The sequence below is a fragment of the Billgrantia endophytica genome (assembly GCF_002879615.1).
Classification (GTDB): domain Bacteria; phylum Pseudomonadota; class Gammaproteobacteria; order Pseudomonadales; family Halomonadaceae; genus Halomonas; species Halomonas endophytica.
On record NZ_PNRF01000001.1, the window covers coordinates 114,360 to 138,951 of the forward strand.

24 protein-coding genes are annotated in these 24,592 nt (G+C 64.2%); 16 read left to right on the forward strand and 8 right to left on the reverse strand.

What is annotated here, in order from left to right; translation table 11 throughout:
• Positions 1-30: 30 nt before the first annotated feature.
• Positions 31-1,782, reverse strand: a complete 1,752-nt coding sequence (locus C1H69_RS00600) for a tetratricopeptide repeat protein (protein ID WP_240609748.1) — start codon at positions 1,780-1,782, stop codon at positions 31-33.
• 232 nt (positions 1,783-2,014) lie between these two features.
• Here C1H69_RS00600 and hemA point away from each other — a divergent pair, with 232 nt between their 5' ends.
• The 14 genes from hemA (at position 2,015) to C1H69_RS00670 (ending at position 16,751) form a co-directional block, all read left to right on the forward strand.
• Positions 2,015-3,280: a glutamyl-tRNA reductase gene (gene hemA / locus C1H69_RS00605; protein WP_102651476.1), complete on the forward strand. Its 1,266-nt coding sequence runs from the start codon at positions 2,015-2,017 to the stop codon at positions 3,278-3,280.
• A gap of 11 nt (positions 3,281-3,291) precedes the next feature.
• Entirely contained in the window at positions 3,292-4,380 is a 1,089-nt protein-coding gene (gene prfA / locus C1H69_RS00610) for a peptide chain release factor 1 (protein ID WP_102651477.1), read from the forward strand.
• The gene (gene prmC, locus C1H69_RS00615; protein ID WP_102651478.1) at positions 4,380-5,222 is read left to right on the forward strand and encodes a peptide chain release factor N(5)-glutamine methyltransferase; all 843 of its coding nucleotides are present in this window, start codon (positions 4,380-4,382) and stop codon (positions 5,220-5,222) included. The genes prfA and prmC overlap by 1 nt, the downstream gene beginning before the upstream one ends.
• A gap of 179 nt (positions 5,223-5,401) precedes the next feature.
• Positions 5,402-5,902: an Lrp/AsnC ligand binding domain-containing protein gene (locus tag C1H69_RS00620; protein ID WP_102651505.1), complete on the forward strand. Its 501-nt coding sequence runs from the start codon at positions 5,402-5,404 to the stop codon at positions 5,900-5,902.
• 4 nt (positions 5,903-5,906) lie between these two features.
• Positions 5,907-6,656 carry a HesA/MoeB/ThiF family protein gene (locus C1H69_RS00625; RefSeq protein WP_102651479.1) on the forward strand — a complete coding sequence of 250 codons (750 nt, stop codon included), beginning with the start codon at positions 5,907-5,909 and terminating at the stop codon, positions 6,654-6,656.
• A 10-nt stretch (positions 6,657-6,666) separates the two neighbouring features.
• Positions 6,667-7,590 carry a LysR family transcriptional regulator gene (locus tag C1H69_RS00630; RefSeq protein WP_102651480.1) on the forward strand — a complete coding sequence of 308 codons (924 nt, stop codon included), beginning with the start codon at positions 6,667-6,669 and terminating at the stop codon, positions 7,588-7,590.
• A gap of 101 nt (positions 7,591-7,691) precedes the next feature.
• Positions 7,692-8,984 (forward strand): NAD(P)/FAD-dependent oxidoreductase, encoded by a 1,293-nt coding sequence (locus tag C1H69_RS00635; protein WP_102651481.1) that lies wholly within the window; start codon positions 7,692-7,694, stop codon positions 8,982-8,984.
• A gap of 35 nt (positions 8,985-9,019) precedes the next feature.
• Positions 9,020-10,366 carry a glutamine synthetase family protein gene (locus tag C1H69_RS00640; protein WP_102651482.1) on the forward strand — a complete coding sequence of 449 codons (1,347 nt, stop codon included), beginning with the start codon at positions 9,020-9,022 and terminating at the stop codon, positions 10,364-10,366.
• A gap of 138 nt (positions 10,367-10,504) precedes the next feature.
• Positions 10,505-11,602, forward strand: a complete 1,098-nt coding sequence (locus C1H69_RS00645; RefSeq protein WP_102651506.1) for a polyamine ABC transporter substrate-binding protein — start codon at positions 10,505-10,507, stop codon at positions 11,600-11,602.
• Positions 11,603-11,716: 114 nt separating this feature from the next.
• Complete coding sequence (gene potA, locus C1H69_RS00650) at positions 11,717-12,841, forward strand: polyamine ABC transporter ATP-binding protein (RefSeq protein WP_165789390.1); 1,125 nt, start codon at positions 11,717-11,719, stop codon at positions 12,839-12,841.
• Between the two features lie 39 nt (positions 12,842-12,880).
• Entirely contained in the window at positions 12,881-13,795 is a 915-nt protein-coding gene (locus C1H69_RS00655) for an ABC transporter permease subunit (RefSeq protein WP_102651484.1), read from the forward strand.
• Between the two features lie 23 nt (positions 13,796-13,818).
• Positions 13,819-14,628 carry an ABC transporter permease subunit gene (locus tag C1H69_RS00660; RefSeq protein ID WP_102651485.1) on the forward strand — a complete coding sequence of 270 codons (810 nt, stop codon included), beginning with the start codon at positions 13,819-13,821 and terminating at the stop codon, positions 14,626-14,628.
• Between the two features lie 33 nt (positions 14,629-14,661).
• Positions 14,662-15,954 carry an NAD(P)/FAD-dependent oxidoreductase gene (locus C1H69_RS00665; RefSeq protein WP_102651486.1) on the forward strand — a complete coding sequence of 431 codons (1,293 nt, stop codon included), beginning with the start codon at positions 14,662-14,664 and terminating at the stop codon, positions 15,952-15,954.
• Between the two features lie 218 nt (positions 15,955-16,172).
• Entirely contained in the window at positions 16,173-16,751 is a 579-nt protein-coding gene (locus C1H69_RS00670; RefSeq protein ID WP_102651487.1) for a glycine zipper 2TM domain-containing protein, read from the forward strand.
• A 74-nt stretch (positions 16,752-16,825) separates the two neighbouring features.
• On the opposite strand, the gene C1H69_RS00675 is transcribed toward C1H69_RS00670, so the two are convergent.
• The 3 genes from C1H69_RS00675 to C1H69_RS00685 form a co-directional block, all read right to left on the reverse strand.
• Positions 16,826-18,202: a glutamine synthetase family protein gene (locus C1H69_RS00675; protein ID WP_102651507.1), complete on the reverse strand. Its 1,377-nt coding sequence runs from the start codon at positions 18,200-18,202 to the stop codon at positions 16,826-16,828.
• Between the two features lie 199 nt (positions 18,203-18,401).
• Positions 18,402-19,190, reverse strand: a complete 789-nt coding sequence (locus C1H69_RS00680) for an ABC transporter ATP-binding protein (protein ID WP_102651488.1) — start codon at positions 19,188-19,190, stop codon at positions 18,402-18,404.
• The gene (locus C1H69_RS00685) at positions 19,190-20,254 is read right to left on the reverse strand and encodes a FecCD family ABC transporter permease (RefSeq protein WP_102651489.1); all 1,065 of its coding nucleotides are present in this window, start codon (positions 20,252-20,254) and stop codon (positions 19,190-19,192) included. The genes C1H69_RS00680 and C1H69_RS00685 overlap by 1 nt, the downstream gene beginning before the upstream one ends.
• An 81-nt stretch (positions 20,255-20,335) precedes the next feature.
• Between C1H69_RS00685 and C1H69_RS23210 the strand changes: the two genes are divergently transcribed.
• Positions 20,336-20,638, forward strand: a complete 303-nt coding sequence (locus C1H69_RS23210; protein ID WP_133154941.1) for a hypothetical protein — start codon at positions 20,336-20,338, stop codon at positions 20,636-20,638.
• 115 nt (positions 20,639-20,753) lie between these two features.
• The gene (locus C1H69_RS00690; RefSeq protein WP_102651490.1) at positions 20,754-21,974 is read left to right on the forward strand and encodes an ABC transporter substrate-binding protein; all 1,221 of its coding nucleotides are present in this window, start codon (positions 20,754-20,756) and stop codon (positions 21,972-21,974) included.
• Positions 21,975-22,086: 112 nt separating this feature from the next.
• Here the strand turns inward: C1H69_RS00690 and cowN are convergent, their stop codons facing one another.
• The 4 genes from cowN to exbB form a co-directional block, all read right to left on the reverse strand.
• Entirely contained in the window at positions 22,087-22,386 is a 300-nt protein-coding gene (gene cowN, locus C1H69_RS00695; RefSeq protein ID WP_102651508.1) for a N(2)-fixation sustaining protein CowN, read from the reverse strand.
• A 311-nt stretch (positions 22,387-22,697) separates the two neighbouring features.
• On the reverse strand, positions 22,698-23,732 hold the full coding sequence (locus C1H69_RS00700) for a TonB family protein (protein ID WP_102651491.1): 1,035 nt from the start codon (positions 23,730-23,732) through the stop codon (positions 22,698-22,700).
• 13 nt (positions 23,733-23,745) lie between these two features.
• Positions 23,746-24,129, reverse strand: a complete 384-nt coding sequence (locus tag C1H69_RS00705) for an ExbD/TolR family protein (RefSeq protein ID WP_102651492.1) — start codon at positions 24,127-24,129, stop codon at positions 23,746-23,748.
• Positions 24,110-24,550: a TonB-system energizer ExbB gene (gene exbB, locus C1H69_RS00710; RefSeq protein WP_102651493.1), complete on the reverse strand. Its 441-nt coding sequence runs from the start codon at positions 24,548-24,550 to the stop codon at positions 24,110-24,112. Before exbB ends, C1H69_RS00705 begins: the two co-directional genes overlap by 20 nt.
• Positions 24,551-24,592 lie beyond the last annotated feature (42 nt).

Genomic DNA, 24,592 nt, shown 5'->3' on the forward strand with positions numbered 1-24,592 from the left:
CGGTGTCTCGCTTGCTGGGGCGTTGCGGTGTCAGGGTGCCAGTTCGGGGATGCGTTCGAGCAGTTCATCGATGACGGGGTGGGCGTCGAAGCGCCGTAGGGCCTCCTCGGTTATTGCCCTGGCTTCGTCGCGGCGGTCGAGCTCCCACAGTACCTCGGCCAGGTGGGCGGCAACTTCCTGGTCGGGCATGGCCGCATAGGCGCGTTCCAGCCAGGGCAGGGCACGTTCCGGGTCGCCGAGTCGATAGTGGACCCAACCCAGGCTGTCCATGATCGCAGGATTGCCTGGCTCGAGCTCATGGGCGCGCTCTATCAGTTCGCGGGCTTCGTCAAGGCGCTCTTCGATCGCCATGTCTGCCAGGGTATAGCCCAGGGCGTTCAGTGCCATGGCGCTGTCGGGGTCATGCTCGATCATGCGACCCAGGTCGCGCTCCATGGCCTCGAAGTCGTCAACCTCCCAGGCGCGCATGGCACGCTGGTACAGCAGCTGCGCGTCGTTGGGGGTGCGGGCCAGTTCGCGGTCGAGCAGGGTATCCGCTTCCTCGGATCTGCCCGCTTCATCCAGCAGCTCGACTTCCAGGGTGATCAGGTCGTTGAAGTAATCCTCATGGCGCAGCCGTTCGATACGCAGGAAGGCACGGGCATCCAGCAGGCGATCATCTTCGACCAGCATGCGGGCAGCCCGGAGCCGAGCGGCCAGGAACTCGTTGCCGGGTGCCACTTGGCGATAATAGAGCAGGGCATTGTCGACCTCGCGCTCCGTCTCGGCAATGACGCCGAGCAGGTAATACGCCGCAGGGGGCGGCCGTTCACCGCTCACCATGGGCAACAGCAAGCGGCGGGCGGCTTCCAGGTGGTCATCATCTACATAGAGGCGCGCCAGGGAGATGCGCAGCTCACTGTTGTCGTCGTGCTGTTCCAGCAGCGCATCGGTATGGGCCTCGGCGGCAGCGACATTGCCCAGCTTCAACTCGGCCTGGGAGAGCAACAGCAGGAAGCGGGGATCATCCGGTGCGATGGCCAGGCCACGGCGGGACATATCGCGGGCCCTGGTGTTGTCGCCAGCCTCCAGCGCCAGGCGGGCGCGTGTCATCCACAGGGCCGGCAGTTCGGAGTGGTCGCGAGCCAGGGAATCGAGGCGAGCCTCGGCACGTCGTGTCTGTCCTGTGGCGGCTTCGAGTATGGCCATGGCCAGTGCCGCATCGTAGTACTGGGGATGGCCGTCGGCGCCCGGGCGTTCAAGGTGAGCGGCCAGACGCTCCCTTAGCGGTAACGGAGCGACACCGGCGTCCAGAGCCATCTCCATGAAGAGAGTCAGTTCGCCATGTGCGCCCTGCTCGACCAGGTTCAACCGATACTCGAGTGCCGTCACCCAGTCGCCGCGCTGCAGAGCCAGCCCCGCCAGCAGGCGAAGGGGAGGCTCTGCAAGCGGTGCGAGCTCATGCCAGCGCTGGACAGCCTCCTCGAGCAGCAGGGGGTCGTTGCCGAAGCGGGCGGCAAGCGTGGCGCGTTCGGCAAGGCCGGAGGCCTGGTAGCGCTCGGCCATGGCCAGATAACCCCGAGTGGCCCGGTGATAGTCGCCACGCTGGCCGGCCAGCTCGGCGGTCAGCAGTGTCGAGAGACTATCGGCATCCAGCCCTCGCTCGATGGGAGGCGCCGAAGCCATGGGGTCGGCATGGGGAGCTTGCTGTGCCATGGGTAACCCCTGGCAACCACCCAGCAGGGTAGCGAGGCCAAGGGTCGCCAATCCATGGCGAACGGAGCGTGTCAGGGTTGCGGGCATGCGTATCTCATCCGGGATGCCGAGATGCCAGCATACCGGGTCGAGCCCAGTGGGCAAAGGGAGGATGCCTGAGGCAGTCGGTGGGTAACGTCCTCTCCCTTGCCATGCATCAATAGTGGCCGGGTGGGTTCATGGCGCCGGAAGCGCAAGGCTGTGGTAGAATGCAGCGCCGCAGAGGTGGGTTTTTCATACCTGATACCGCCGGACGACATCACGCGAAGACGCTTAACGCATGACGCTTCTTGCCCTTGGAATCAACCACAAGACGGCCACCGTCGCGGTGCGCGAGCGGGTTGCCTTTACGCCCACTCAGCTGGAGTCGGCGCTGACCCAGCTTCGCCACATCCCCCAGGTGCGCGAAGCCGCCGTGCTGTCTACCTGTAACCGTACCGAGCTGTATTGCGTTACCGAGCCCAGCGGTGAGCGCATCATCCTCGACTGGCTGAGCCACTTCCATGGCTTGCCGGTGGACGACCTGACTTCCTGTGCCTATCACTACTTGGACAACGATGCCGCCCGACATCTCATGCGAGTGGCCGTAGGACTGGATTCGATGGTTCTGGGTGAGCCGCAGATTCTTGGCCAGCTCAAGGATGCCTATCAGTCGGCCCGCCAGGCCAGCGGCCTTGGCGGTGAGCTCGAGCTCTTGTTCCAGCACACCTTTTCGGTGGCCAAGCAGGTACGCACGCGAACCGGTATCGGACAGAATCCGGTTTCCGTGGCATACGCGGCGGTGAGCCTGGCCAGCCGCATCTTCGACGATTTCGGTCGCTCCCGGGCGCTGCTGATCGGTGCTGGCGAGACCATCGAGCTGGTGGCGCGCCATCTGCGCGAAGCCGGTGTGCGTGACATGGTCGTCGCCAACCGGACCCGTGAGCGCGCGGAAGTGCTGGCCAGCGAGTTCAATGCCGAGGCGATTTCGCTCAACGAGATTCCCGATGCCCTGGCCCGCTCGGATATCGTCATTTCGTCGACGGCCGCTCCCTTGCCGATTCTCGGCAAGGGCATGGCCGAGCGCGCCCTGAAGAAGCGTCGCCACCGGCCGATTTTCATGGTCGATATCGCCGTGCCGCGGGATATCGAACCGGAAGTCGGCGATCTGGACGATGTCTTCCTGTATACCGTGGATGACCTCAACGAGGTCATCCAGGAGAATCGGCGCCACCGGCAGGCCGCCGCCGATCAGGCCGAGTCGCTGATCGAGCATGGAGTCAATGTCTGGCTGCACGAGCGGCGGATTCGAGGCGGCGGCGGGCTGATCCGTCGCTTCCGGGACCAGGCCTCGGAGGTGCGTACCCACTCCGAGCAGCAGGCGCTGGCTCGCCTGGCGCGAGGCGAGGACCCGGAGACGGTGGTTCGCCTGCTGGCGCACCAACTGACCAATCGCCTGCTGCATCGCCCCACGGTCGCCTTGCGTGAAGCCTCCGGCAGCGAGCGTCGTGATCTGCTGGCCGCTGCCGAATCGCTGCTGCTGGACCCCTCTTCCACAAAACCCTGACAGGACACGCCATGAAAGCGACCTTGCGCCAGCGTCTCGATACGTTTGTCGAGCGCTTCGAGGAGCTTGCCGCCTTGCTGGCGGAGCCCGAGGTGATCGCCGACCAATCCCGCTTTCGCGACTATTCGCGCGAATACGCTGAACTCGAATCCCTGGTAGACGCCTGGCGTGATTACCGGGGCACCGAGGTCGATCTGGCGGATGCCGAGCAACTGGCCGAAGACAGCGATGCCGAGATGCGCGAGCTCGCCGGAATGGAACTGGTCGAGGGGCGCGAGCGTCTCGCGGCGCTCGAGATTCGACTAAAGCGGCTGCTTGTGCCCAAGGACCCGGACGACAGTCGCAACATCTTTCTGGAAGTGCGCGCCGGCACCGGTGGCGACGAGGCGGCGCTCTTCGCCGGAGATCTATTCCGCATGTACTCCCGCTATGCCGAGAAGCGTGGCTGGAAGGTCGAGGTGGTCAGTGCCAGCCACGGCGAGCAGGGGGGGTACAAGGAAATCATTTCCCGGGTGAAGGGGGAGGGCGTCTATGCCCGTCTCAAGTTCGAGTCCGGGGCCCATCGCGTGCAGCGTGTACCGGCCACGGAATCCCAGGGGCGCATCCACACCTCGGCCTGCACCGTGGCGGTGATGCCCGAAGCCGATGCCGTCGGCGACGTCGATATCAATCCCAATGACCTGCGCGTGGACACCTTTCGCTCCAGCGGAGCCGGCGGGCAGCATGTCAATACGACCGATTCCGCCATCCGTCTGACGCACCTGCCGACCGGCGTGGTGGTGGAATGCCAGGAGGAGCGCAGCCAGCACAAGAACCGGGCCAAGGCGATGTCGCTGCTGGCGGCCAGGCTCAAGCAGAGCGCCCATGACAGCCAGCGGCGCGAGCAGGCCGATACCCGCCGTTCCCTGGTGGGCTCGGGTGATCGCAGCGAGCGTATTCGAACCTACAATTTCCCCCAGGGCCGCCTGACCGATCATCGGATCAACCTGACGCTCTACAAGCTTGGAGAGGTCATGTCCGGTGAACTCGATGAAGTGATCGAGCCGCTGATCCACGAGCATCAGGCAGAGCAGCTCGCAGCCTTGCAGCAGGAGGGATGATGCGGCTCGATACCCTGCTGGTTCGTGCGGCTGAGCGGCTCTCGGAATCCGGTTCGACCAGCCCGAGACTGGATGCCGAGGTGCTGCTGGCCCATGTGCTGGGTGTCGATCGAACCTGGCTGTATACATGGGGTGACAAGGTGGCGCCGAGCGGTGAGCGGGCCCGCTTCGAGGCGCTGGTGGCGGCCCGGACCGAGGGCCACCCCGTCGCCTATCTGATCGGCGAGCGTGAGTTCTGGGGCCTGCCGCTGGCCACCTCTTCCCACACGCTCATTCCACGGCCTGATACCGAAACCCTGGTCGAAATCACGCTGCGGCTGGCCGATACGGCTGAGGGGCGCCTGCTTGACCTGGGTACCGGCACCGGCGCCATTGCACTGGCCTTTGCCAAGGAGCGTTCCAGCTGGCAGGTGACCGGTATCGACCGGGTGGCCGAGGCGGTGGCACTTGCCGAGACCAATGCCGAGCGACTGGGCATGGCCAATGTGCGTTTTCTGGTGAGCGACTGGTTTTCGGCACTGGGAAGCGAGCGGTTCGAAATGATCGCCGCCAATCCGCCCTATATCGCCGAGAACGATCCACACCTTCGACAGGGGGATGTGCGCTTCGAGCCGCTCGGCGCGTTGGTGGCCGGCGATGATGGGCTGGCCGACCTGCGCCATTTGTCCCGGGCCGCCTGGTCACATCTCGTTCCCGGCGGACACTTGGTCATGGAGCATGGTCATGATCAGGCCGCGGCAGTGTGCGAACTGCTGGAGGGGGCCGGGTATGTCGAAATCGGCAACTATCGGGATCTGGCTGGCCAGGAGCGGGTAACCCTGGGGTGCAAGCCGAAGCGTTGACGGCGGTTCACTGGAGACTACGGCACTCGCTGTGGTACATCTATTCAGGAAATCTTTCCGACTGTCGTCATGATCTTGACGCTGAACACCACTAGTGTGCCGCGATGCCGCTGATTTTCAGGTCGATCTACTGGCATGGCGATATCGTTCTTCCACCGACCGGTTTAACCAACAAGACAATGAAAGCCAAGACCCGCTCGCTCGACCGTATCGATCTCAACATCCTGCGCTGCCTGCAGGAAAATGCCCGCATCTCCTACGTGGACCTGGCCTCCCAGGTCGGGCTTTCCACGACTCCCTGCCTGGAGCGCGTCAAGCGGCTCGAGAAGGCCGGCGTCATTCGTGGCTACAAGGCCGTGCTCGACCCGCGTGCATTGAAAGCCAACCTGCTGGTGTTCGTCGAGATCAGCCTGGAAACCCAATCCCCCGCGGTTTTCGACGAATTCCGTCGTGCCGTGGCCAGGCTGCCCCAGATTCAGGAGTGTCACCTGGTGTCGGGGCAGTTCGACTATATCCTCAAGTGTCGAATCCCGGAGATGTCGGCCTATCGTCAACTGCTCGGCGACGTGGTGCTGACCCTGCCGGGCGTCAAGGAATCCAAGAGTTACGTGGTGATGGAGGAGGTCAAGGAGGAGTTCTCGCTCTACGTGCCCGATATCGAGGAACTGGAGGGCAAGTGATCCCATGAATGACGAGGCATTGTTGCGCTACAGTCGCCAGATCATGCTGGAGGCGATCGACATCGAGGGCCAGGAGCGTCTGCTGGCCTCGCGCGTGCTGGTTGTCGGCGCGGGAGGGCTGGGTTCGCCGGTGGCGCTCTACCTGGCCGCGGCGGGAGTGGGGCGGTTGACCCTCGCCGATGCCGACAGGGTCGAACTCTCGAACCTGCAGCGCCAGATCGCCCACGGCATGGTGGATCTCGACCGCAACAAGGCCGAATCGGCGCGTGAGACGGCCCTGGGTCTCAACCCCGGCTGCACGATCCATGTGTTGACCGATCATCTGGAAGGGGCGGCCATGGACGACGCGGTGGCGAATGTCGACCTGGTGCTGGACTGCACCGACCGGTTCTCCAGCCGCTACGCCATCAACGCTGCCTGCCGCAAGGCGGGGGTGCCGCTGGTCTCCGGTGCGGCGATTCGCTTCTCGGGACAGTTGGCGGTGTTCGATCCTCGCGATCCCGAGAGTCCCTGCTACGCGTGTCTCTATCCGCCTGGAGAGGGCGGCGACGAGGAGCTGCGCTGCGCCGAGAACGGCGTCGTGGCCCCGCTGGTCGGATTGATCGGCTGCTTCCAGGCGCTCGAGGCGATCAAGTGGCTGAGTGGTGCCGGCAGGCCGCACCGGGGCCTCTCCACCTTCGACGGGATGAGCGGCCAGTGGCGGCACTTCCAGGTGCCCCGGGACCCGGCCTGTCCGGTATGCGCCACGCGCTGAGGGTTCGCATATGGTCGACCTTGCAGGGCTGAGGCTGGGACAGGTCAGCGATTTCGATATTCGTCTGGTCCGGGTCTTCAAGGCCGTGGTCGAGTGCGGCGGGTTTTCTGCTGCCGAATCAGCCTTGGGCATCAGCCGGCCAGCCATCAGCCAGCATATGAACGACCTCGAGAAACGCCTGGGATTGAAGCTTTGCCAGCGTGGGCGTGGCGGCTTCGCCCTGACCGAAGAGGGGCGCCAGGTCCATGAGGCGACCCTGACGCTGCTGGCGGCGCTCGAAACCTTCCGCACCGAGGTCAACGGGCTTCATCGAAGCCTGCGCGGCGAGCTCAATATCGGTTTGACCGACAACCTGGTCAGCATGCCGCGTATGCACGTTACCGATGCCTTGGCCGAGCTGAAGGTGCAAGGTCCGGATGTACGCATCAATATCCACATGGAGGCGCCGGACAGTATCGCCAAGGGCGTACTGGATGCCCGCCTGCACGTGGGCGTCGTGCCCGAGGTCAACCTGCCCGCCAGCGTCGTCGTCCGGCCCCTCTATGACGAGACCCTGCGGCTCTACTGTGCCGACCGTCACCCGCTCTTCCAGATGGCCGATTCGATGGTGAACGAAGAGAGGCTTGTCGAGCACGAAGCGGTACTGCCAGCCTACCCGCTGCCCGAGGCCGCCCGCGAGGCGCATGCCCGGTTGCGTGGGACGGCAACCGCCTCCGACCGGGAAGGGGCGGTCTTCCTGATTCTCACCGGCTGTTACATCGGCTATCTGCCGGACCACCTGGCATCACCCTGGGTGGAAGCCGGGCGATTGCGCGTGCTCTGTCCACAATCCTGTACCTACCGTATTCCCCTGGTGACCATTACTCGCCGCGACCGGCGCCCCCATCGGGTGCTCGAGGTCTTCCTGGCGGCGGTTGGCGCCACGCCTTCCTGACGGTGTTGACTTGACACCTCGGCTTGGTGGGGATGCCCATGTGGCGGCGGATTGGACCGAGTGTTGAAAGATTCGTTAGTGGATACAGCAAGGACCGCTTCATGGCCAGCATCACGACTCTCGATATTCCGGCTTCCTACTACCGCGATACCATTGCGGTCAGTCTCGGCGCCTGCCTCCCACTGGAAGGGGAGCGGCGGACGGATGTCTGTGTGATCGGTGGCGGCATCACCGGTTGTTCCGCCGCTCTGCACCTGGCGGAACGGGGTTATTCGGTGGTGCTGCTGGAGTCCCGGACACTGGGTTTCGGTGCTTCCGGGCGCAGCGGCGGGCAGATCCTGCCGGGCCTGGGCACCGATATTGCCACGGTCGAGCGGGCATTGGGGCGTGAGCGGGCCCGGGAAATCTGGCAAATGAGCCGCGAAGCGGTGCGATTGACCACCGGCCTGATAGAGCGGCACGACATTCCCTGTGATCTTGCCTGGGGCTATCTCCATGCCGCCGTCAAGCCGCGTCACGTTCGTGAACTGCTCGATTTCCGGGATCGCATGGCCCGGGATTACGGATACGAATCGCTGGCCTGGCTGGAGGGGGGCGCGTTGCGTGACCATGTGGTCACCGACGCGTATCGGGGGGCGCTGTACGAATCGGAAGGCGGGCACCTGCATTCGCTCAACTATACGCTGGGCCTGGCGCGGGCCGCGCAGCGAGCGGGCGTGACGATCCACGAGAACACTGCCGCGCACAGCATACGGCACGGCCAGCCGGCTCGTGTCGTGACCGGTTCCGGCTGCGTTACCGCCGACTATGTGGTGGTGGCAGCCAATGCGTACCTGGGCAGGCTGGTGCCCGAGCTGGATGGCCGGATCATGCGGGCCGCCAACTACATGGTGGCCACCGAGCCGCTGAACGAGGCGCGGGTCGCCCAGGTGCTGCCGCGCAACGATGCCCTGGCTGACGCCAATTTGGTACTCGACTACTATCGTCTTTCCGCCGACCGACGACTGATCTATGGGGGCGAGGTAAGCTACGATGGACGTGAGCCAAGGGGGTTGCGTGCGCGCATGGACGCCAAGATCGCCCGGCTGTTTCCCGTTCTCGAGGGGGTGCGCATCGACTATCGCTGGGGTGGCGATGTCGCCATCACCCTCAATCGTGCGCCGGACTTCGGTCGCCTGGGGCACAATCTTTATTATGCGCAGGGCTATTCCGGCCACGGTATGGCCCTGGCGGGGTTGGCGGGCCGGCTCATGAGCGATGCCATTGCCGGGCAAAGCGAGCGGTTCGACGTCTTTGCTGCCATGCCCCATCGTCGCTTTCCCGGTGGTGAACGCCTGCGCACCCCACTGCTGGTACTGGCAACGGCCTTCTATAAACTGCGCGACCGACTATAACGAACGAGCCCGGGACGGGCAGGACAGAGGTTCTCATGAAAGATCTGGAAAGCTGGCTCAAGGAGCGACGCATCACCGAGGTGGAGTGTCTGGTCAGCGATATTACCGGTATCGCCCGCGGCAAGATCACCCCCGTTTCCAAGTTCGTGGCCGAGAAAGGCATGCGCCTGCCGGAAAGCGTACTGCTGCAGACGGTGACCGGTGACTACGTGGAGGACGATCTTTACTACTCCCTGCTCGATCCCGCCGACATCGATATGCTCTGCAGGCCCGATATTTCCGCCATCTATCCGGTGCCCTGGGCGCTGGAACCCACGGCTCAGGTCATTCACGACTGCTATGACAAGATGGGCAACCCCATCGAGCTCTCCTGTCGCAACCAGCTCAAGCGAGTGCTGGCGCTCTATGCGGAGCAGGGGTGGAAACCCGTGGTGGCACCGGAAATGGAGTTCTACCTGACCCGCCGCTGCGAGGACCCCGACCTGCCCCTGCAGCCGCCCATTGGACGCAGCGGGCGTCAGGAGACCGGGCGGCAATCCTTCTCCATCGATGCGGCCAACGAATTCGACCCACTGTTCGAGGACATGTACGACTGGTGCGAGGCCCAGGGACTGGATATCGATACCCTGATCCATGAGGAGGGCACCGCCCAGATGGAGATCAACTTCCGTCACGGCGATCCTTTGATGCTGGCCGATCAGGTGTTCCTGTTCAAGCGTACCTTGCGCGAGGCGGCGCTGAAGCATGATGTGGCGGCCACCTTCATGGCCAAGCCGGTGACGAACGAGCCCGGTAGTGCCATGCACATTCACCAGAGCGTGCTGGATGCCACGACAGGGCGCAGCATCTTTGCCAATGACGATGGCACCATGAGCCGGCTGTTCCTGCACCATATCGGTGGACTGCAGCGTTTCATACCCGAAGCGCTGCCGCTGATGGCGCCAAACGTCAATTCCTTCCGCCGTTTCCTGCCCGACACCTCGGCGCCGGTCAACGTCGAGTGGGGCGAGGAGAACCGCACCTGTGGCCTGAGGGTGCCCGATTCCACGCCCCAGAATCGCCGTGTCGAGAACCGTCTGCCCGGTGCCGATGCCAATGCCTATCTGGCCATTGCGGCAAGCCTGCTGTGCGGTTATCTGGGGATGATTCAGGGTCTCAACCCCTCCGCACCGGTGCAGGGAAGGGCTTTTGAACGGCGCAACATGCGGCTGCCTTTCACCCTGGAACAGGCACTCGAGCGCATGGAGAACTGTGCCGAGTTGGAGCGCTACATGGGTCACCGGTTCGTGACCGGCTACGTGGCGGTCAAGCGGGTGGAGAACGAGAACTTCAAGCGGGTGATCAGTTCCTGGGAAAGGGAGTTCCTGCTGTTGAGCGTCTGAGTACGCATGACGACACGGTTACCGCTCGATGGCCGGAATCGACCTCGGGAGGCGGTAACACCTTGGTGGAGATGAGCCTGGGCGCGGGGTGGCCGGGCAGCCAAAACAATGTGAATCATATCGCGAAGAGGTGCCATGATGTCCTGTCAACGCAAGCTGTCCCTGGCCGTGGCCTCACTGACGCTGGCCGCTACGGCGGCTCAGGCCAACGAGGTACGCGTCTACAACTGGTCCGACTACATCGCGCCGGATACCCTGGAAAAATTCACCGAGAAGACCGGCATCCGCGTCATCTACGACGTCTATGACAGCAATGAGGTGCTGGACGCCGCCATGCTGTCCGGACGTTCCGGCTACGACGTGGTCATGCCATCCAACCACTACCTGACACGGCAGGTCAGCGCAGGGGTCTATCTGGAGCTGGACCATGACAAGCTGCCCAACATGGAGAACCTCAACCCGGAACTGATGGACGATCTCGAATTCATCGACCCCGGCAGCCGCCACTCCATCCCCTACATGTGGGGCACCAACGGCATCGGTTACAACGTCGAGCGGGTGGAGGCGATACTCGGCGAGGATGCCCCCGTCGATTCCTGGGCGCTGCTGTTCGATCCCGATATCACGACGGCGCTGAACGAGGGCGGTTGCGGCATCTCCATGCTCGATTCCGGTGACGAGATGCTCTCTCCCGCGATGGCCTATCTGGGGCTGTCGCCGCTTTCCGAGGAAACCGCGGACCTGGAGGCGGCAGGCGAACTGATCGCGGCGGTGCGCGACAACATCACCTATTTCCACTCTTCGCGGTACATCTCCGATCTCGCCAACGGCGATATCTGCGTGGCAGCCGGGTACTCCGGCGACATCTTCCAGGCCGCCGATCGCGCCGAGGAAGCCGGGCGTGACTTCACCATTGCCTACTCGATTCCCAAGGAGGGCGCGGCGCTGTGGTTCGACATGATGGCGATTCCCGCCGATGCGCCCAACCCGGACAACGCTCACGCCTTCATCAACTTCATTCTGGAGCCCGAGGTCGCCGCCGCCATCACTGAGTACGTCGTGTACGCCAACCCCAACGTGGCCGCCAACGAGTATCTCGATCCGGATATTCTCAACAACACCTCCATCTATCCCGATCAGGAGGTGATGGACAATCTCTATGTGGAGGAAGAGAAGCCGCTTGCGGTACAGCGAATGCGCACCCGTACCTGGAACCGCGTGAAGTCCGGCATCTGACAGCGACGTGCCGGCCTTTGGACCGGCCACCCATCCGTTCGCCCAACAGGAGGCGCTGCGATGCCCCAATCCCCCCTGCACGAGTCGGCCTCGGTTCGGCGTGTCGATACGGCGATGCCTGCCGCTGCGGGCAGGCCACGGCCCGCCCGTGAGGAACCGCTGATGGAGATACGCCGAGTCAGCAAGCGCTTCGATGGTGTGCTGGCGGTGGATGACGTCACGCTGTCCATCCGCCGGGGCGAGATATTTGCGCTGCTGGGCGGTTCCGGCTCCGGAAAGTCCACCCTGTTGCGCATGCTGGCGGGGTTCGAGAAGCCAAGCGAAGGGCAGATCGTTCTCGACGGCGAGGACATCACGACCATGCCGCCCTATGAGCGGCCGATCAACATGATGTTCCAGTCCTATGCCCTCTTTCCCCACATGGACGTGTCTCGGAACATTGCCTTCGGCCTCAAGCAGGACCGGTTGCCCAAGTCGGAAATCGATGGTCGGGTGGCCGAGATGCTCAAGCTGGTGCACATGGAGGCTTTCGCCCGGCGCAAGCCGCATCAGCTTTCCGGTGGCCAGCGCCAGCGCGTGGCGCTGGCCAGGTCGCTGGCCAAGCGACCCAAGCTGCTGTTGCTCGACGAACCCATGGGGGCGCTGGACAAGAAGCTGCGCACCGAAATGCAGCTGGAAGTGGTACGGATCCTGGAGCGGGTCGGGGTGACCTGCATCATGGTGACCCACGACCAGGAAGAGGCCATGACCATGGCCGACCGCGTGGCGATCATGTCCGACGGACGGATCGCCCAGGTGGGGACCCCCATGGATGTCTACGAAAGTCCTGCGAGCCGCATGGTGGCAGAGTTCGTCGGCACGGTGAATCTCTTCGAGGGGGAGATCGTCGTCGACGAGGCCGACCACTGCATCATCGACAGTATCGGGCTTGGCCGGCGGATACGCATCGGTCACGGGGTCAGCACCCTGGCGGATGAACGGCGCGTGTGGGCGGCCATTCGCCCCGAGAAGACCTGGCTGAGCCGTGAGCGCCCCCCCGGCGACTACAACTGGGCAGCCGGCATCGTGGAGGACATCGCCTACCTGGGGGGCTTCTCGGTCTATTTCGTGCGAACCGAGCAGGGCCAGTTGGTAAAGGCCAGCATGGCCAATACCGAACGCCGGGGGGAACGGCCCCGTTGGGACGAGCCGGTCTTCATCCACTGGGACGACCAGAGTGCCATCGTGCTGCATGACTGAGCCCCGCACGACGGGCCGTGGACACCGGGGGAAACCTTCATGACCAACGCCATCCTTCGCCTGCGGCGGTTGCTCAGGCCTCGCCGCGGCTGGGTCATTGCCGTGCCGCTACTCTGGCTGACGCTGTTCTTTCTGCTGCCCTTCGCCATCGTGCTCAAGATCAGCCTGTCGGAGGCGGCCATTTCGGTGCCGCCCTATGGCGCCATTCTCGAATACGGTCACGAGACCCTGAACATCGTCGTCACCGTCGGCAACTATCTCTTTCTCGCCTCGGATTCGCTCTACGTCTCGGCCTACTGGGGATCGGTGAAGATTGCGCTGCTGGCAACGGTGCTGTGCCTGTTGCTCGGCTACCCCATGGCCTATGCCATGGCCAGGGCGCCGGCCCACTGGCAACTGGTCCTGCTGCTGCTGGTCATGCTGCCTTCCTGGACCTCGTTCCTGATTCGCGTGTATGCCTGGATGGGCATCCTCAGCAACAACGGACTCATCAACAACCTGTTGATGTGGGCGGGGCTGATCGACTCGCCGATTCGCATGTTGAACACCAACTTCGCGGTGATCCTGGGGATCGTCTACGCCTATCTGCCCTTCATGGTGCTGCCGCTGTATGCCAACCTCACCCGGCTCGACCGCTCCCTGCTGGAAGCCGCCTCGGACCTTGGTTCGCGAAAGGTGAACACCTTTCTCAAGGTGACGCTGCCGCTGTCCATGGGCGGGATCATAGCCGGCTCGATGCTGGTCTTCATCCCGGCGGTGGGGGAGTACGTGATCCCGGAGCTGCTGGGTGGGCCCAATACCGTGATGATCGGCAAGGTGCTGTGGGAGGAGTTCTTCCATAACCGCGACTGGCCGGTGGCCTCGGCGCTGGCCATGGTGATGCTGGCGATCCTGATCATTCCCATTGCCCTGTTCCACCGCTACCAGTCACGCGAGCTGGAGGAGCGAGAGTGAGGAAGCCATCCTTTACCACGGTGATGCTGATTGTCGGTCTGGTGTTTCTCTACCTGCCGATGCTCATCCTGGTGATCTACTCCTTCAACGCGTCACGCCTGGTGACCGTATGGGCCGGCTTTTCCGGGCGCTGGTATATCGAGCTGTTCAGGGACCGGCAGATTCTCTCCGCGGTCTGGACCAGCCTGCGCATCGCCTTCTTCTCGGCGTCCATGGCGGTTTGCCTGGGAACGTTGGCCGCCTTCGTCATGACCCGCTTCTCGCGCTTTCGCGGCAAGACGGCGCTGTCCAGCATGGTCACCGCGCCGCTGGTCATGCCCGAGGTGATCACCGGCCTGTCGCTATTGCTGCTGTTCGTGCACATGGCGCAACTGATCGGCTGGCCGGCGGATCGCGGCATGGTCACCATCTGGATCGCCCATACCACGTTCTGCAGTGCCTACGTGGCGGTCGTGGTCTCGTCGCGGCTGCGTGAAGTGGATCTTTCCATCGAGGAGGCGGCCATGGATCTCGGAGCGAGGCCGGTCAAGACCTTCTTCCACATCACCCTGCCGGTCATTGCGCCGGCGCTGGCGGCGGGCTGGCTGCTGGCCTTTACCCTGTCGCTGGACGACCTGGTCATCGCCAGCTTCGTCTCCGGCCCCGGTGCCACCACGCTGCCCATGGTGGTGTTCTCCTCGGTGCGGCTGGGGGTGTCGCCCAAGATCAATGCGCTGGCCACGCTGATCATCCTCGCCGTGTCGCTGGCGACCTTCATTGCCTGGTACCTGATGCGCCGAAGCGAGGCGAGGCGTCGCCTGGCCATGCGGCAGGACATGTCAGCAGACAGCTGATGAAACACTCCAGATCGATCGAGAGGTAAGAGCATGGCACTCAGCCCGGTCAACGAGCATGTGGCCTCCTATTATGCCGCCACGGCCAACAGCGCCAGCAGGCGTCCGGCCCTGGCCGAGGATATCGACTGCGATGTATGCGTGGTGGGCGCCGGCTTCACCGGCATCTCGGCGGCGCTTCACCTTGCCGAGCAGGGGCGCCGGGTCGTCGTGCTGGAGTCGGCGCGGGTCGGCTTCGGCGCCTCGGGGCGCAACGGCGGCCAGATCGTCAACGGCTACAGCCGGGACATGGATGTGATCGAGGCGAAGTACGGTGCCGAGACCGCCAGGGCACTGGGGGACATGGCCTTCGAGGGCAATCGCATCATTCGCAGCCGCATCCGCGAATACGACATAGCCTGCGACCTGAAGGATGGCAACCTGTTTGCCGCCTGCAATGCCAGGCAGATGCAGGGGCTGGTCGAGCACAAGGCGCTCTGGGAGCGCTACGGAAATCGCGAACTCGAGCTGCTGGAAGGCGAGGCCCTCAAGCGGGAGGTCAATTCCGAGCGCTATGTGGGTGGGCTCGTCGACCACTCCGGGGGGCATCTGCATCCGCTCAACCTGGTAACGGGACAGGCCTCGGCTTTTGAGACGCTTGGCGGGAAGATCTACGAGCAGACGCCGGTCATCGAGGTGAGCCACGAGGAGCCCGTGACACTGCGGACCCCGGGAGGCGTCGTGAAGGCCGAGCGGGTGGTGATGGCCGGCAATGCGTACCTGCAGGGCGTCATGCCGGCGCTGGAGGGCAAGTCGATGCCCTGCGGCACCCAGGTCATCACGACCGAACCGTTGCCGGAAGCCCAGGCCCGCGAGCTGATACCCCACGACATGGCGGTGGAAGACTGCAACTATCTGCTCGACTACTACCGGTTGACCGCCGACGGGCGCCTGCTCTATGGAGGCGGCGTCAACTATGGTGGCCAGGATCCCGCTGATATCGAGTCGGTGATCCGGCCCAAGATGATGAAGACCTTTCCCCAACTCGCGGGGGTCGGAATCGAGTATGCCTGGAGCGGCAACTTCCTGATGACGCTCAATCGGCTGCCGCAGTTCGGCCGGATCAATCGCAATGTCTACTATGCGCAGGGCTACTCGGGGCATGGCGTCACCTGCTCTCACCTGGCAGGACGCCTGATCGCCGAGGTCATGGGTGGCGAGGCGGGGCGATTCGATGCGTTCGCCGGGCTGCCCCATCTGCCTTTCCCGGGGGGGCGCCTTCTTCGGGTGCCGCTCTCGGCACTGGGCGCCTGGTATTACGCCACTCGCGACCGCCTGGGGTTCTAGCAGACAGAGCGCAGACCTGTCGCCATCCGCTGACGCCTGGTCAGAAATTGTGGAACCGGGCGGAGAGCGATCTCTCGCGCCTCGCGGCAGCGTATACTGCTCCTCATACCCTCCGACGGCGCAGGATGCGCCGTCCCTCATCGCACCCAACCGCACATCGACCGGAGCCGAACCCATATCATCGGCAAGGCGCCTGTGCGCCACCCTGGAGGTGACAGATGAACAAATCAATCGTGGTAGGTGCGACGCTGGCCGTGTTTGGCCTTGGTGGCCTGGCGTTTGGTGCCTGGCAGGTCCAGCAGCAGCCTCAGGAGAGCGGCCCTCACTATGCCGACATCGTCGGCATGGAAAGCGTGACACGCCGCATCGAGACACCCCGTGAGGTGTGCGAGGACGTCGTGGTGAGCCAGGCCGCGCCGCGGCAGCCCAGCCGTGACCCGCATCGTATCGCCGGTGCGGCCGCCGGGGCCGTCGTTGGCGGCCTGTTGGGCAACCAGATAGGGGGCGGCAGCGGCAAGACGCTGGCTACCGCGGCCGGTGCGGTAGGCGGTGGCCTGGCTGGGCGCGAAGTGCAGGGGCGCATCGAGGCCAATCAGGCGCCCCAGTACTACACGACCACGCAGAGGCAGTGCAACACGGTGATGGACTCCCGCCAGGAAATCATCGGCTATGACGTTACCTGGCGCTACGGCGAGGTGGTGCAGACCAGCCGTGTGGAAAACCCGCCGCAGGGTGATCGCGTGCTCATCGAGGAGGGCCGGCCCCGCTGGGACAGCCCGGTCACCAACGAAGGCTGATGGCTCTCTGCAATGAGGGCTGATGGCTCCCTGACGATTACGCCTCGGCACAAGCCGGGGCGTCATCGTTTTCGCTAGACGTGGCGCAGATACCAGCCGTACTCCAGCTGACTCACTTCCCGCATGGCCTGGGCTCGCTCGGCGCGACGATTGGCGATGAAGACCCGCATGAAGTCATGGCCGAGCGCCTCGCCCAGTACGGCGTTGGCTTCGAGCATGTCGAGCGCCTGCTGCCAGCTATTGGTCAGGCTGGGTGGGAACTGGTCGTAGGCATTGCCCATCACCGGTGGGGGCGGTGTAAGCCGTTGCTGGATGCCATGGTCGATACCGGCCAGCAGGGTGGCCAGCAGCAGGTAGGGGTTGGCATCGGCGCCGGCTACCCGGTGCTCGATGCGACGCGACGCATCGGGCCCGGAGGGAACACGCAGTGCCACCGAGCGATTGTCGAAACCCCAGGTGGGTGCCATGGGCACGTAGAGCCCCGGCTGGAAGCGTCGGTACGAGTTGAGATTGGGCGCGCAGATGGCCATGGAGGCCGGCATCAGCTCCAGCAAGCCGGCGATGGCGTGTTGCAGGGTCGAGGAGCCGAGCGGGCCGCCATCTTCGCTGGCAAAAACGTTCTTTCCCGCATCGTCCAGCAGGCTGACGTGCACATGGGTGCCGTTACCGGCTTCCAGCCCGTAGGGCTTGGCCATGAAGGTGGCCTCGAAGCCATGGGTCAGCGCGACCCCCTTGATCAGGCGCTTGAGAAGCACGGCGCTGTCACAGGCTTCGAGCGCATTGTCGCAGTGCATCAGGTTGATTTCGAACTGCCCCGGAGCGCACTCCTTGAGGGCCGTATCCAGCGGCAGGTTCTGCACGCGGGCCGCGGACTGGGTGTCGTCGAGGAAGTCGGCGTACTCATCGAGCTCCTGGATCGAGTAGAGCTGGCTCTGGGTCGCGCGCTCACCGCTGCAGGGTGAGCACGGCGGCTGAATCAGGCCGCCGGCGGTTCGGGCCCGATCCACCAGGTAGAATTCCAGTTCGACCGCGACTACGGGGGTCAGGCCGGCTTCCTGGAAGCGATTCAGGACCCGCTTCAGGACCTGGCGCGGGTCGGCAAAGAAGGGGGTTTCATCGGCTTCGACCATGGTCATCAACAGCTGCGCCTGGCGGCCCTTGCGTAGCCAGGGGACGGGCATCAGAGAGCCATGCAGCGGACGGCAGACGCGGTCGCTGTCGCCAATGGCAAGCCCCAGGCCGGTCTCCTCTATCGTATTGCCATTGATATCCAACGCGAAGACCGACGCCGGCAGGTTGACCCCGTCGCGGCAGACCTTGCCCAGGTTGGTGCTCGGGATACGTTTGCCGCGCATCACACCGTTGAGATCGCTGATCAGCAGGTCGATGCTGTCGATATCGGGGTGGCGCTCGAGAAAGTCCCGAGCCTGATCGGCGGTAAGCGACGACATGGTGCCACCTGTTCGGTCGGTTTCATTGTTGATGCGTGATATCTTTCCGGCACCCATCGTGTGTTGTCAAATACTTTACGAATTGTCTTGGCGGTTCGGTACGCTTTTTATTGTTACCTGTTTATTTTCAATAGATTGATAAAAAATTCCTGATTGCCGTTGCTGAGCCTGGATTTTGGTCTTGCGTATGCTGGAAAGATTAATCAACGCCGGCGGGCACGAAGGCGCCGCGTCCGGCGGGTGAGCGCAGGATCTCCACGTCCACCCGATACAGGCGGCGTATCGCTTGCGGCGACAGCACCTCGGCCGGCGGGCCGTCGGCTTCGATACGGCCTTCGTGGAGCAGGGCGACGCGGGAGGCGCAGGCCAGCGCATGGTCGGGGTGGTGGGTGGTCTTGAGGATGCCGTAGCCGTCGGCGGCAAGCCGTTCGAGGCGTTCGAGCAGACGCATCTGATGGCCGAAATCGAGGCCGCTCACCGGCTCGTCCATGATCAGCAGGCGCGCTCCCTGGGCCAGGGCGCGGGCGATCAGCGTGAGTTGACGTTCACCGCCGGAGAGTTCGGTATAGGGCCGCTTGGCCAGGGCACCGATACCGAGCTGGTCGATCGCCGCCTCTACCGCCGCGCGGTCGGCCTCGCTCGGCGCGGCGAAAGGGCCGTGGTGTGGCAGACGTCCCAGGCCGACGACTTCGCGCACGCTGTAGGGGAAAGGCGCGGCATGAACCTGGGGCACGTAGGCGATGCGCCGGGCCAGGGCGCGCCGCGACAACGTGGCGAGCGGCACGTCGTCCAGGCTGATGCCGCCGGCGTGGGGTCGCAGCAGGCCGAGCAGACAGCGCAGCAGCGTGGTCTTGCCGGCGCCGTTGGCTCCGAGTAGGGCGAGGATGTCGCCAGGCGCCAGGGTCAGGTCGACACCATCGAGCACCTTGCGCTGGGCGCGGCGGAACAGCAGCCGGCTGGCGCGCAGGGCGCCCCGCTGTGCCGCCATCAGCTCCAGCCCTTGCGCGCGCGGCGCAATACCAGCAGGAACACCGGGATACCGAGCAGTTCGGTGACGATGCCGATGGGTATCTCGCTGTCGGTCAGAGCACGCGCCAGCAGGTCGGCGGCGAGCAGGAAGCTTGCCCCGAGCAGCGCCGAGGCGGGCAGCAGCAGGGCGTGGCCGGGGCCGCACAGCAGCCTGGCGACGTGTGGCACGATCAGGCCGACCCAACCGATCATGCCGGCCAGCGAGACGGTCAGAGCGCCGAGCAGGGTGGCGCAGCCGATCACCACGTAACGCACCGCCGTGACCGGTACCCCAAGGCTGCGCGCCTCGTCGTCACCCATTGCCAGGGCGTCCAGCCAGCGTCCGGCGGCGCACAGCGCGACGATCGCTCCACCCATCGGGATCGACACCCACAAGGCATCGCGGATATCCACCGAGGCCAGGCTGCCCATCAGCCAGATGACGATGGCCGGTAATTCGTTGTAGGGGTCGGCGACATACTTGATCACCGACAGCAGGGCGGCGAACAGCGCGCCGGAAATGATGCCACCGAGCACCAGCATGACCAGCGAGCCTTGACCGAAGGCGCGCGCGATCATCAGGGCCACCGCCACCGCGATCAGGCCGCAGCCGAAGGCACTGGCCTGCACCAGCAGCCAGCTGCCACCGAACAGCATGCCGGCCGCCGCCCCGAAGGCCGCGCCGGAGAGCACGCCGAGCAGGTTGGGTGAAACCAGCGGATTGCGGAACACGCCCTGGAAGGCGGCGCCGGACACCGCCAGGGCGGCGCCCACCAGGATCGCGGCGAGTACCCGTGGCAGGCGGATTTCCACCAGCAGGTTATAGAGCAGGTCGTAGCGCTCGGGGTCGAGCAGCGGCCAGCCGGCGGCACTGGCGAAAAAGCGCAGGACATCCGCGGCGCTCAGCGGATAGCGCCCCGAGCCAAGGGCAACCAGAGCGGTGGCAACGAGCAGTAGGACGAGCATCGGTAGCAAGGTGAGCGTGCCACGGCGCGGTGTGTCGGCCACGCTTGGAGGCACCGGTCGGGCGAGGGGCCGGGTCATCGGCGCGCCCTGGAGAGCGGGTATGACGCCGGGGCGAGGGGCATGGCGAGATTCAGGCATTCGTGGGGGACGGTGGGGAGGATGAATCCTCGGGTCATGGCGAGCGGTCCTCGTGTCGCGGGTGGTCCGGCATTCGAGATGGGCCGGTCGCCATTTGAATTGCATATAGCCTGCCAAATGCCGGCGATGTCTCCGAAAAAGCCGCCCGTGCTGGTCACGGCGAGGGTAGCGGTCGCAAATCGCTCCATCATCGGGACAGGAATCCGACATTCGCTTGTCGAAGATCTTACATTTTTATATAGCAATGTAGATAACGAAACATTGTTGCTGGAGTGGGAAGATGTCGTCGAAGCAGTGGGATTGGCTGACAGTGGGGCTGCATGAATGGCGATGTTTCACCGGATTGGGTGTCGCTGCTCCGTTTCGCTATATATTGGTATGCATATTGCAATGACCCTTGCCACTCAGAGGATCTCCGCTTTCGTGCGCAGGAGGCAACATGCTTTTCTCACTCATTCGCTGTACTCGCCATGGTGTCGCATTCTCGCCATGGTGTCGCATCCCCGACGGGGTATCTCGCCCCTTGCCGTCCAGCGTTCGCCGGTCGCGGCGCTGGTCCACCCTGGCCGTCGCCTGGATCGGCCTGACGCTGACGTTCACCGCTCAGCAGGCCATGGCGCGGGAAGTGACCGATATGCTCGGGCGCACGGTGCAGGTACCCGAGCGCATCGAGCGCGTGCTCGGTGTCGCACCGCCGATCACCGCGTTGCTCTACGCGCTGTCGCCGCGGCACGTCATCGGCCTGAACCTGCCATTCCAACCCGGCGACGAGCACTTCGTCGATCCGCACCTGACCGAACTGCCGCTGGTCGGTGCGATGCTCGGCCATGGCCGGCGGCTGCAGGCTGAAACCGTGCTCGAACTGCGTCCGGATGTGGCCATCTCCTGGGGTGGCTCCGTGCCTCAGGCCAGCGTCGACGAAACCATCAGGCTGTTCGAGCGTGCCGGCGTGCCGGTGCTGTTCGTGAATATCGATACCCTTGCCGACTGGCCGGCGGCGTTCGAGTTCGTCGGTAGCCTGATCGGTTACGAGGCGCGCGCCGGAGAACTGGCCGCCGAGGTGAATCGTGCGCTGGACACGGTGAGTGCCGCGGTCGGTGACATTCCGGAGGCGCAGCGTAAGCGGGTGTACTACGCCCAGGGCATGGATGGCCTGGCCACCGAGTGTCACACTTCCTTCCACGTCGAGCCGATCGAACTTGCCGGTGGCTACAATGTGCATCGCTGCCAGCAGAGTTCGTACGTCGGTATGGAACTGGTGAGTCTGGAACAGGTGCTGGCCTATGACCCCGAGGTGATGGTGGTTCAGGAGCCGGGGTTTTTCGCCCGTCTCAATGGCGCCGATGGCCCCGGTGCCTGGCGCAACGTACGCGCGGTGCGCGACGGTAATGTGCTATTGGTGCCACGCCGCCCGCTCAACTGGCTGGATCGGCCGCCATCTTTCATGCGCGCACTGGGCATCCGGTGGCTCGCCAGCGAGCTTTACCCGGAGCGCATGTCCTTCGATGAGCGCGGTGCGCCCCGCGACTTCTACACGCGTTTCTTCGGTGTCACGCCAAGCGATGCCGCTCTCGATGCGGTGCTGGCCGTGGAGCCGGCGGCCGAGCCGTCCGGCCATCACCACCATGCGGCCGAGCCGTCCGGCCATCATCGACATTGACCCAAGGAAAAGCGCATCGTTTCCATTGAGAGAGCCAAGTGCCATGGGCGTGGCCAGCGTGCCGCCAGGGCATGGAATTTCAAGGTGGTCCGGCTCGAATCGAAAGATGCCGCTAGCAGCAGTTTTCTTCCAACCAGGTCAACATATTGAGTGCCTCGGCATCTTCGCACTCCTCGAAGAACTCGTAGATCTGGTTGATGTTGGTGTGAATCAGGAACAGGTCGTCCGGCTTGGGGCCGGATTTCGGATGCCGTTTGTTCAGAAAGTAGTCCCAGAAGGGGGATGCGTAGCGTGGGTCAGCGGCATGTTTTTCGATGATGGCCATGATTCGGGCGGCGTTACCGTCACAATCGATACCCTTGAACGTGACATAGCGATCGATTGTCGCGTTTTCGTCGTTGTTGAAACTCATCGGCTTCGTCTCCCATTGTCCGTAGGCCGCCATCGGCGTGCCTGTCGCGCATGCCACGCAACGCTTGTGCCAGACTAGGAGGATGCATCCAGTTCAAGGAACAAACCCTGTCCGACATCAAGTTAGTGGCACGATTCGCCATGCGAACGTGCCGACTTCTTGTGGGCCGCATACGGCTGAGGTGGTGGATACGGGGATGGTGGCGTGAGGGATATGTCGCAATTCCGACAATTGTCATGTCCGCCGGTGGGTCGCTTCACAAATCACTGTGGCGCAGCGATGATTCGCGTAGACATTTATTCAGCATTTTCCTAATCCCTGACAAAAGAAACCGCGATGGACACCTCCATCATCGGCCTGCGTGGCCGCTCGAACGGCACGCTGGCGGCGGCCGCCGCCAGGGCGCTCTCGTCCAGGGCCCGATGGCCGCTGCTCCTGGTCACCCGCAGCGTCCCAGGCTGGATGTCCCCGCTCTCGGTGATACTGAAACTGACGATCGGAACTCCCTCGACCCCGGCCCGCCGGGCCTCGGCGGGGTAGGTGAGGTTGTCCTGCACCGTCCGCCGCAGGTTGCGTAGATACTCCCGAAGCAGGTTCGCCTCCTGCTCCTCGTGGCTGATGGTCTGCTGTAGCTGCTGAAGCTCGGTCCCCGATCTGGCGTCGGCGTTGGCGGCCGACTGAACCGGCGGAGTCGGCTGGGCTGGCGGAGCCGGCTGGGCCGAAGGTGCCGCCTGGGCCGGTGGCGTCGGCTGGGCCTGCGGTGCCGGCTGAGCCGGTGGCTCCCTGACCTCCTCCTGTCGCGGGGGTGGCGGCGATGGTGCTTCCTCCTCCACGATCACCGGCCCGCTGTCCTGGGTTTGCTCGACCGGCGGCGGTGGCTCGGCGACTTCCCGAGGGGTTTCGGCGACCTCCGGCGGTGGCTCGACGACCTCTTGCGGTGGTTCGATGACCTCCTGTGGTGGCTCGACGACCTCCTGCGGCGGCTCGACGGCTTCCTGCGGCGTCACTTCGGCGACGGCTTGCCGCGCTTCGACGGCCTGTTGCGCGGCTGCGCTGGCATCGGGTTGCTGCTCGCCCAACACTCTCTCATCCATCTGCCGTTCGGCGATCATGCCATAGACTTCCAGCAGCAGCGTGTCCCGCTCTTCCGGCTCGGCCCCGAATGGGTCGAGCAGCAGGAACGGCGCGGCCAGCCCGGCATGCAGGGCCAGGGACAGAACGATGGCACGGGACAGCCCGAGGCTTCCAGGGGCATCCGATACCCGAGCCTTCCCGTGCTCGTCCGGCGCCAGATACAGGCCCGCCGTCATGGACAGGGGCCATGGGCCGAGCTTCGAGGGAGCCATGGTCTTTTCCTTTCTAATGACGGGTTTCGGTCTGTACGGCGACCTGGGTGAAGTCGAGTCGCTTCAATAGATCGACCACGTCGATGAAGCTCTGCAAGGCGATCTCACGGTCGGCGCGGACGAGGAACGGCGTCTCACGATCGAACGTCTCCAGTTCGACGGCGAGGCTCTCGGCGGTGGAGGGGGTGCCGTTGAAGTGGATCTCCCCCGCCATGTCCAGCTCGATGAGCTGTGCCTGGTGCGCCTCCTCGGCCACGCTGTCCGACACCTGCGGCAGGTCGATCGGAATCCTGCCGGTGGCGATGAAGCTCGAGGTGGTCAGAACGATCACCAGCAGCACCAGCATGATGTCCACGAGGGGGATCACGTTCATGCTTTCAAAGGGCTTTTCGTCCATTCTCGATCTCCCATTCGAGGCTGATGACCTTGGCCTTGCGCAGCAGGGCGTTGTAGAGCACCACCGCGATCAGCGCCACCAGCAGGCCGGCCGCCGTCGCCTTCAACGCCAGGGCCAGGCCGGTCATGATCTGCCCGGTATCCATCGCGGCGTCGAGTCCCATCTGGTAGAACGTCAGCATGATGCCCATCACCGTACCCAGCAGTCCCAGGTAAGGCGCGTTGCTGGCGATCGAGGCGACGATTGTCAGGCGCCTCGTCAGCAGCAGCTCCAGTTCCTTGATATCCCGTAGTTCGCTGAGGTCGAGCTTGCGGTAGAACGCCGCCCGTTCGAAGAACACCGCCACCGCGACCACGTTTAGAAGCGCCAGAAGACCGATGATGCCGTATTCGACCGCCGCCCCTAACCATTCCATGCTCATTGTCGTTTCCCCCTGATCGTTCGTTCCGGGCGGCGCGCCCTC